Annotated in this window: 8 protein-coding genes and 1 tRNA gene; all 9 read left to right on the top strand. The window is 55.8% G+C overall.

The features are described 5' to 3' along the window. Positions 1–1,634, top strand: a 1,634-nt coding sequence (gene lon, locus ABF979_RS04195; RefSeq protein WP_415557984.1) for an endopeptidase La, incomplete at its 5' end; no start/stop codon positions are given. A 139-nt stretch (positions 1,635–1,773) separates the two neighbouring features. Beyond that, positions 1,774–2,061 (top strand): HU family DNA-binding protein, encoded by a 288-nt coding sequence (locus ABF979_RS04190; protein ID WP_415557982.1) that lies wholly within the window; start codon positions 1,774–1,776, stop codon positions 2,059–2,061. Between the two features lie 70 nt (positions 2,062–2,131). Beyond that, a tRNA-Val gene (locus tag ABF979_RS04185) sits at positions 2,132–2,206 on the top strand. Positions 2,207–2,227: 21 nt separating this feature from the next. Beyond that, positions 2,228–2,950, top strand: coding sequence for a biotin--[acetyl-CoA-carboxylase] ligase (locus tag ABF979_RS04180; RefSeq protein ID WP_415557980.1), 723 nt, complete (start codon positions 2,228–2,230; stop codon positions 2,948–2,950). A gap of 17 nt (positions 2,951–2,967) precedes the next feature. Continuing rightward, on the top strand, positions 2,968–3,765 hold the full coding sequence (locus ABF979_RS04175) for a type III pantothenate kinase (protein ID WP_046901429.1): 798 nt from the start codon (positions 2,968–2,970) through the stop codon (positions 3,763–3,765). A 51-nt stretch (positions 3,766–3,816) separates the two neighbouring features. Continuing rightward, a complete protein-coding gene (locus tag ABF979_RS04170; RefSeq protein ID WP_064273152.1) occupies positions 3,817–5,475 on the top strand; it encodes a ribonuclease J in 1,659 nt (552 codons plus the stop codon). An 11-nt stretch (positions 5,476–5,486) separates the two neighbouring features. Continuing rightward, positions 5,487–6,803, top strand: coding sequence for a proline--tRNA ligase (gene proS, locus ABF979_RS04165; RefSeq protein WP_415557978.1), 1,317 nt, complete (start codon positions 5,487–5,489; stop codon positions 6,801–6,803). Continuing rightward, positions 6,803–8,050 carry a lipoprotein-releasing ABC transporter permease subunit gene (locus tag ABF979_RS04160; protein ID WP_202207343.1) on the top strand — a complete coding sequence of 416 codons (1,248 nt, stop codon included), beginning with the start codon at positions 6,803–6,805 and terminating at the stop codon, positions 8,048–8,050. Before proS ends, ABF979_RS04160 begins: the two co-directional genes overlap by 1 nt. Beyond that, positions 8,043–8,732 (top strand): ABC transporter ATP-binding protein, encoded by a 690-nt coding sequence (locus tag ABF979_RS04155; RefSeq protein WP_415557976.1) that lies wholly within the window; start codon positions 8,043–8,045, stop codon positions 8,730–8,732. The genes ABF979_RS04160 and ABF979_RS04155 overlap by 8 nt, the downstream gene beginning before the upstream one ends. Positions 8,733–8,775 lie beyond the last annotated feature (43 nt).

Raw genomic sequence — 8,775 nt, 5'->3', positions numbered from 1 at the left:
TCAACAAGACGCGCCTGAGCCGTGAAGCCAAGGAAAAGGCCCATGCCGAGCTGAAAAAGCTCCGTGGCATGAGCCCGATGTCTGCAGAAAGCACGGTCGTCCGGAATTATCTGGACTGGCTGTTGGGTATTCCGTGGAAAAAGCGTTCCAAGATCACCAAGGAGTTCACGCACGCTGAAGGTGTGCTTGAAGCCGAACATTATGGTCTGGAGAAGGTCAAGGAGCGTATCCTTGAGTACCTTGCCGTGCAGACGCGTTCCCAGAAGATCAAGGGACCGATTCTGTGCCTCGTAGGGCCGCCGGGCGTTGGTAAAACGTCTCTCGCACGGTCAATCGCCAAGGCAACGGGCCGTCAGTACGTTCGGATGTCTCTGGGTGGTGTGCGCGACGAATCGGAAATTCGCGGTCATCGTCGGACGTATATCGGGTCCATGCCTGGAAAAATTATTCAGGGCATGAAGAAAGCGAAAACGTCTAATCCGCTGTTCCTGCTGGATGAGATCGACAAGCTAGGCGCGGATTGGAGAGGCGATCCTTCGTCTGCACTTTTGGAGGTTCTGGATCCGGAGCAGAACTCAACGTTTGCCGATCACTATCTGGAAGTCGATTACGATCTCTCGGATGTCATGTTCGTGACGACGGCTAACAGCCTGAATATGCCGCAGCCACTGCTGGATCGTATGGAGATCATCAATCTCTCCGGGTACACGGAAGATGAGAAGGTCCAGATCGCGCGGCGTCATCTGCTGTCAAAGCAGGGTGAGGCCCACAATCTCAAGCCGGATGAATGGTCTGTTTCCGATGAGACGCTGATGGAACTGATCCGCTCCTACACGCGTGAGGCTGGCGTCAGAAATCTCGAGCGTGAGATTGCCCGGTTGGCTCGTAAGGCCGTGAAGGAAATTATCACGACGGGTGTGACGCATGTTGAGATCACGCCGGACAACCTGGAAAAATACGCAGGTGTCCGCCGCTTCCGTCATGGTGAGACCGAGACGGAAGATATGGTCGGTGTCGTGACCGGACTTGCCTGGACGCAGGTCGGCGGCGAGATCTTGACGATTGAGAGCGTCATGGTGCCTGGAAAGGGGCAGGTGAAGCAGACTGGCAAGCTGGGGGAAGTGATGCAGGAGAGCATCTCGGCCGCCCTGTCTTATGTCCGATCACGAGCTCAGGATTTCGGAATCCGGCCACCTCTCTTCGAGAAGCGCGATATCCATGTGCATCTTCCAGAAGGGGCTACGCCAAAGGACGGTCCGTCCGCAGGTATCGCGCTTGCTACATCTCTTGTCAGTATTCTGACGCAGATTCCCATCCGTAGAGATGTGGCGATGACGGGCGAAATTACGCTGCGTGGTCGTGTGCTGGAAATTGGTGGCTTGAAAGAAAAGCTGCTTGCCGCGCTTCGGGCAGGGATCAAAACTGTTCTGATCCCGAAGGATAATGAAAAGGATCTTGCCGAGGTTCCGGAGAATGTCCGCCATGCTCTCAAGATTATTCCAGTCAGTCACGTCGACGACGTTCTGAAAATTGCTCTCACGCGTATGCCTGAGGCGATTGAATGGGATGAAAATGTCGATCCTGTAGGCGGAATTTCGGCTGAGAAAGTGGCTCCAAGGGCACTTCCGCACTAACGGTTGGGTTCTTATACGATTCTAACAGTTGACGCGGCCAAAAAGCGCTTCATAGTGCGGCCGCAGATCGAACAAGCGCCTGAGCCGCAAGACTCTTCGGAGGTTGGCTCAGGTGCTCTTAACACCAGAAAGGCACATCATGGAGAAGCCCCTCAACAAGCAGGAACTGATCGCCGCCGTTGCAGACGCTGCCGATCTTCCGAAGGCCAAGGCCAGCGAAGTTGTCGATGCGGTGTTCAGCACGATCGAGGCGACGCTTGCCAAGAAGCAGGAAGTCCGTCTCGTCGGTTTCGGCAGCTTCGTGACTGCCACGCGTAAGGCCGCCAAGGGCCGTAACCCGCGTACGGGCGAAGAGATCGACATTCCGGCATCCACCTCTGTCCGTTTCAAGCCGGGCAAAGGTCTTAAGGACGCCGTAAGCGAATAATTTCGCTTTTTTGGTTCTGAGTGCCTTTACGGGTGCTCAGAACCGTGTATATAGGCCACGTGTTTTCAGAGGGCGATTAGCTCAGCGGTAGAGCGTCTCGTTTACACCGAGAGGGTCGGCAGTTCAATCCTGTCATCGCCCACCACATGAAGACTGTTTTTTGACTATGGCCTGGCGTTTCGAAGTTTATGAGACGTTGGGATCGACTTCCGATCTCTGCAAAGAGAAAGCCGAGGCTGGAGCCCCCGAGAGGCTCGCCGTTCAGGCACTTTTCCAAACATCAGGGCGTGGAACCCGAGGTCGCAGTTGGGTAGATCCCGGCGGTAATCTGGCAATTTCTCTATTGTTCAAACCGCAAAATCCTGAATTTTTTTTGACTGCGTGCCCGTTTCTGACCGCTTTGGCGCTTTACGAAACAGCGCAGAGTTTCTGCCCCTCAAAAGCAGAATTTTTTCTGAAATGGCCGAATGATTTACTCCTGAATGAACGCAAAATGGCGGGAGTTCTGATTGAGGCTGGCGGTATTGCGTCTAACAGGTGGGTTGTTGTCGGTATTGGTGCAAACCTGGCGCAGGCGCCTGACGTCCCTGGTCGTCAGTTGGCAGCCCTTTCCGAGGCCGCTCCTGCAGTCGATCCCATCAAGTTTGGCGCTGCGCTGACGGCGGAAATGGACCGCTGGATTGCCGCGTGGAATGATCATGGTTTTGAAGTCATTCGTCGCGCATGGCTCGAAAGAGCGCATCCGGTTGGACGTCATCTTGCGGTTCAGCGTGGTGAAACTTATATAACAGGTTCATTTTCAGGGTTGGATGAACAGGGGCGACTGCTTCTCGCTCTCCCGGGTGGTGAAACCATACCGGTCGTAACAGGTGATATCCTGCTGGGTTAAAGGGACCGGATCGGAACGTGCTTCTCGTCATTGATGCTGGCAACACCAACGTTGTGTTTGCCGTCCACGACGGTCAGTCGTGGATCGGTCAGTGGCGCATGTCCACCAGCGACTCCCGTACAGCAGATGAATATGCCGTTTGGTTACTGGGCCTTTTTGATCGTATCGGGCTGACGCCTGCGTCTGTCACGCGCGCGATTATCGGAACTGTTGTTCCCGCAGCATTATATGATTTGCGGCGTTTCTGTCGCCAGTGGCTCGATGTGGAGCCACTTGTGGCCAATGCGGGCCTAGATTGGGGCATTGAAGCGCTAGTTGATAATCCGGCAGAACTTGGTGCGGATCGTCGATTGAACGGTCTGGCAGCCCAGCACTTTTATGGTGGCCCGCTCATTGTTGTTGATTTTGGCACGGCAACAACGTTTGATGTCGTGAATGAATATGGTCAATACTGTGGTGGAGCGATTGCTCCGGGCGTCAATCTCTCCATCGATGCCTTGCACAGAGCGGCCGCTCGATTGCCACGGATGAGCATCGGGCGCCCTCTGAACGCAATTGGCCGAAGCACAAGCGTTGCCATGCGTTCCGGACTCTTCTGGGGCTATGTTGGCCTGGTTGAAGGGATCGTAGGAAGAATTTCCGAAGAAATGGGCGGACGCCCCAAGATTGTTGCAACAGGCGGTCTTGCGCCTCTGTTTTCAGAGGGCACCAACCTGTTTGACGTGATGGCCCCTGATCTGACCTTGGATGGCCTCCGTCTTTTGGCGGATCGCAATGCGCTCCTGCCGATCTCAAATTCCCCCGAAGGCATGTAGGCTTTCGGCAATGAATATCGCTCATGATGGTAACACACGTAAGGAATAACTATGACGGATACACCTGACGGTTTGTCCTTCCTGCCTTTGGGCGGGACGGGCGAGATCGGCATGAATTTTAATCTCTACCGCCTCACTAAAAACAGTAAGGAAACCTGGCTCGCCATCGATTGCGGCATTGGCTTCTCAGGTAACGACACGCCTGAAGCTGAAGTGCTGATGCCGGACCCGACGTTTATCGCGGATCGTGCAAAGGATCTGTGTGGGCTGGTCATTACACATGCCCATGAAGATCATCTGGGTGCAGTAGCTCATCTCTGGCCTTATCTGCGCTGCCCGGTTTATGCCACGCCGTTCGCTGCCGCAGTACTGCGTCGCAAGCTGCATGAAGCGCACCTGGTTAATCAGGTAAAAATTCATGTGGTGATGCCGGGCTCACGCTTCCATGTCGGCCCGTTTGATCTTCAGTTTGTGTCGGTGACGCACTCTGTCGCGGAAGCGCAGGCAGTTGCTCTGCGGACGCCCCATGGGCTGATCGTTCATACCGGTGACTGGAAGCTGGATGAAAATCCGCTTGTTGGCCCGGTTACTGATCTGGAAGAGTTCCGTCGTCTGGGTGACGAAGGCGTTCTGGCGATGGTGGGTGATAGCACCAACGTCATGAAGGAAGGCCGTTCAGAGTCCGAAGCGGACGTCCGCAAAGGCCTGACGGATCTGATCACAAGCCTTCAGGGGCGTGTGGCCGTAACGTGCTTTGCCAGCAACGTGGCGCGCGTTGAGAGCATTGCGAAGGCTGCCATGGCGGCTGGTCGTGCTGTCATGATCGTGGGCCGTTCCCTGCGTAATCTTGAAACTGCTGCCCGTGAGTGCGGTTACTTCAGCGATCTGCCGCCGTTCCTGACGGAGCAGGACGCACGCGACGTCCATGATGACAACCTTCTGATGATCATCACGGGAAGCCAAGGCGAGCCTCGTTCTGCCCTGTCCCGTATCGCGTCCGATACTCATCCGAACATTTCGCTGGGTGAGGGTGACACGGTCATTTACAGCTCCCGCGTTATTCCGGGGAATGAGCAGGCTGTCATGGCTGTGCAGGACAACCTGTCCCGTCGTGGTGTGACTGTTCTGACGGACAAGGACGCGAAGGTTCACACGTCCGGTCATGCAACGGGCGATGATATTCGCGTTCTGTATGGCATTGTTCGTCCGAAATACAGCATTCCGACGCATGGCGAATGGCGTCATCTGACGGCGCACGCGGCTCTGGCTCATGAAATGGGTTCTGATCCGATCCTGCTGGAAGATGGCGACATCCTGAACCTGTCGCCGGGTGAAGTGAAGGTTGTCGATACGGCACCGACTGGTCGCCTGGCGCTGGATGGCGGCCGTCTTCTGCCCATGACGGGTGGTGTTCTGGCAGCACGTCGCAAGATGCTCTTCAACGGCATGGTTCTTGCGAGCTTCGCTGTTGATGACGAAGGCTATGTGATCGGTGAGCCAAAGATCAGCGCGCCAGGTCTTCTGGAATCGGAAGATCCGGAAAGCATTCGCATTCAGGAAGAATTCGCTGATTCTATTGACGAAATTCCTGATGAACTGCGAAAGGACGACACGGCATTCCGTGATGCGGCCAAGACGGCCCTGCGCCGTGCCCTGGGGCGTAAGCTCCAGAAGCGTCCGCTTGTTGATGTTCATCTGCTGCGCGTCTGAGAGAATAGAGTATGCGTCTGAGTAAAGCCTTTCAGCCGACGCTGAAGGAAGTTCCGGCGGAGGCGCAAATTGCGTCTCATCGCCTGATGCTACGTGCAGGTCTGGTTCGCCAGACCTCCTCAGGTATTTATGCCTGGCTGCCAGCGGGCCTGCGTGTTCTTCGGAACATCGAGCAGATCATCCGCGAAGAGCAGGATACGATTGGCGCACAGGAAGTCCTGATGCCGACGCTTCAGTCTGCTGATCTGTGGCGTCGTTCAGGGCGTTATGACGCTTATGGTCCGGAGATGCTGCGCATTCAGGACCGTCATGGTCGTGAGCTGCTTTACGGACCGACGAACGAGGAAATGATCACGGATATCTTCGGATCGTCCGTGAGTTCCTATAAGCAGCTTCCCAAAGCGCTGTATCATATTCAGTGGAAGTTCCGTGATGAGGTACGTCCCCGCTTCGGTGTGATGCGCGGTCGCGAGTTCCTCATGAAGGACGCTTATTCCTTCGATGCAGACTATCAGGGCGCGGTTAACAGCTATCGCCGCATGATGCTGTCTTATCTGAGGATCTTCCAGCGTCTCGGTGTTCGCGCTGTGCCAATGGTTGCTGATACCGGCCCGATCGGTGGTGATCTCAGCCATGAGTTCCTGGTTCTCGCACCAACTGGTGAAAGTGGCGTATTCTTTGACGCTGCCCTTGAAGAACAGGATTGGCTGGGACGGCCGGTTGACTGTGATAACGAGGAAGATCTCGCCGCATTTTTCTCTTCCGTGACGGATCACTATGCCGCAACTGATGAGAAGCACAACGAGGCTGCCTGGGCGGAAGTGCCGGATGACCGGAAGCGGGAAGGGCGTGGCATCGAAGTCGGCCACATCTTCTACTTCGGCACCAAGTACACGGAATCCATGGGTATCGAAGTCAGCGGTGCCGACGGGACGAAATTCTCGCCTCACATGGGGTCTTATGGCGTCGGTGTCTCCCGTCTGGTGGGTGCGGTCATCGAAGCGTCTCACGACGATGCGGGCATCATCTGGCCAGCTTCTGTTGCTCCATATAAGGCCGCGATCCTGAACCTGCGTCCAGGCGACGAAGCCTGCGATGCAATCTGCGAAGAGATCTACGGGGCCGATCCAGAGAACTTCATGTACGATGACCGCTCCGAGCGTGCAGGCGTGAAGTTCAATGATGCCGACCTGATGGGCCATCCCTGGCAGATCATCGTTGGTCCGCGCGGTGCCAAGGAAGGCAAGGTTGAACTGAAGCGCCGTGCAGACGGTGACCGGTTCGAACTGCCGGTGGCTGAAGCGCTGGCCAAGATCGGAGCAGCCTGATGTTCGGCCGCTTCGAGCGTATGGTGGCGGGGCGCTATCTGCGTGCCCGCCGTGGCGAACGCTTCGCCTCGATCATTGCAGTTTTCTCACTGGTCGGAATTGCGCTTGGAGTGGCCACGCTCATCATCGTCATGTCGGTGATGAACGGGTTTAAGGCCGATCTCATGGGGCGTATCCTTGGCCTTCACGGTGATCTCACTGTGTTTGGCTACGGTCGCCCTATTGAAGCCTATCAGAACGACGTTGAGGCTATCCGCTCTGTTTCTGGAGTGAAATCTGTCATTCCCATGGCGCAGGGGACTGTGCTCGTGGAAGCCGGACGATACTCGACGGGTGCAGAGGTTCAGGGTGTCGCCCAGCAGGATCTTCGTGATTGGCGTGCTCTAAGTAACGGGATTATTGCCGGTTCGATTGATCGTTTTACCGGCGACGATGCTGTTGCCATCGGGACGACCATGGCCGATCGCGCTGGTCTGACGGTCGGTTCTCCGATCACCCTGTTGTCTCCGGACGGCCAGGCCACACCGTTTGGCACGATGCCGCGCGTGAAGACGTACCATGTGGCCGCCATCTTCGATGCCAACTGGAACGATTACAACTCGAACATCGTTTTGGTGCCGCTCCCTGCCGCACAGAAGTTTCTGATGCTCGGGAGCGCCGTCTCCCTGATCCAGGTCTCAACCAACGACCCTTCGAACATTCAGCCCACACGTCAGGCCATCGCGCAACGCCTTGATGACCCGCGTCTTCGGGTTCTGGACTGGACGCAGAGCGCGAACGGCTTCCTTGATGCTGTGACGGTTGAGCAGAACGTCATGTTCCTCATTCTGACGCTCATTATTCTGGTGGCTGCTTTCAACGTTATCTCGTCCTTAATCATGATGGTGAAGGACAAGACACGTGATATCGCGGTTTTACGAACGCTTGGTGCGAGCCGTGGCGCAATCATGCGGATATTCCTCATGAATGGTGCTTTTGTCGGGATTGTCGGGACGGCTGCTGGTTCTGCCCTTGGTATTGCGTTCGCCCTGAATATCGAACGTATCCGGCAGTGGCTCCAGTCTCTTACCGGAACCAACCTGTTCAACCCGGAAGTTTACTTTCTCGAGCGTCTTCCGGCGAAGCTGGTCTGGTCGCAGGTTGGAGAAGTGATTGCCATGTCTCTGGTGCTTTCTCTTCTCGCAACGCTGTATCCATCCTGGAGAGCGGCGCGAACTGATCCAATTGAGGCGTTGCGTCATGAGTGAGGCACAGGTGCCAGCATTAAAGCTGGAGAATCTGACGCGTCGTTTTCGGTCAGGCGAAGAAACGCTCGAAATTCTATCGAATGCCGAGTTTACGCTTTACCCCGGTGAAATTGTCGCCCTTGTGGCGCCGAGCGGGACCGGAAAATCTACGCTCTTGCATCTCGCCGGGCTGTTGGAAGCTCCCACCGAAGGTACAGTTTATATCAGTTGCAACGCCGTAAGTGGACTGAGTGATAGCGTTCGCACTGCTGTCCGACGTGATCAAATCGGGTTTGTGTATCAGTTTCACCATTTGTTAGGTGAGTTCACGGCACGCGAGAATGTCATGTTGCCCCAGTTGGTTGCGGGTGTGTCCGCAAAGGTGGCAAAGGCGCGTGCCGAAGATCTATTGGGACGTTTTGGATTGTCTCATCGCCTGAATTCTCTGCCCGGCCGTCTGTCTGGCGGTGAGCAGCAGCGGACTGCTATCGCGCGGGCGTTAGCCAACAGGCCAAAACTTCTCCTTGCGGATGAGCCAACCGGTAATCTGGATGTTGGGACGTCTGATCACGTTTTTGATGAGCTATTGCGTGCCGTTCGTGAGGAAGGCGTTGCAGCACTGATTGCAACGCATAATCAGGAACTTGCGGCCCGTATGGACCGGACGGTGACGTTACGGGATGGGAAGCTCGTACCGTTTTGAGTTGAGGTGACCGGCAAGAAGAGCGCTGTATCTGCTCGCCGGT

It is taken from the genome of Gluconobacter sp. (assembly GCF_047723935.1).
GTDB lineage: Bacteria > Pseudomonadota > Alphaproteobacteria > Acetobacterales > Acetobacteraceae > Gluconobacter.
This window is presented reverse-complemented; position numbering and strand designations above follow the sequence as displayed.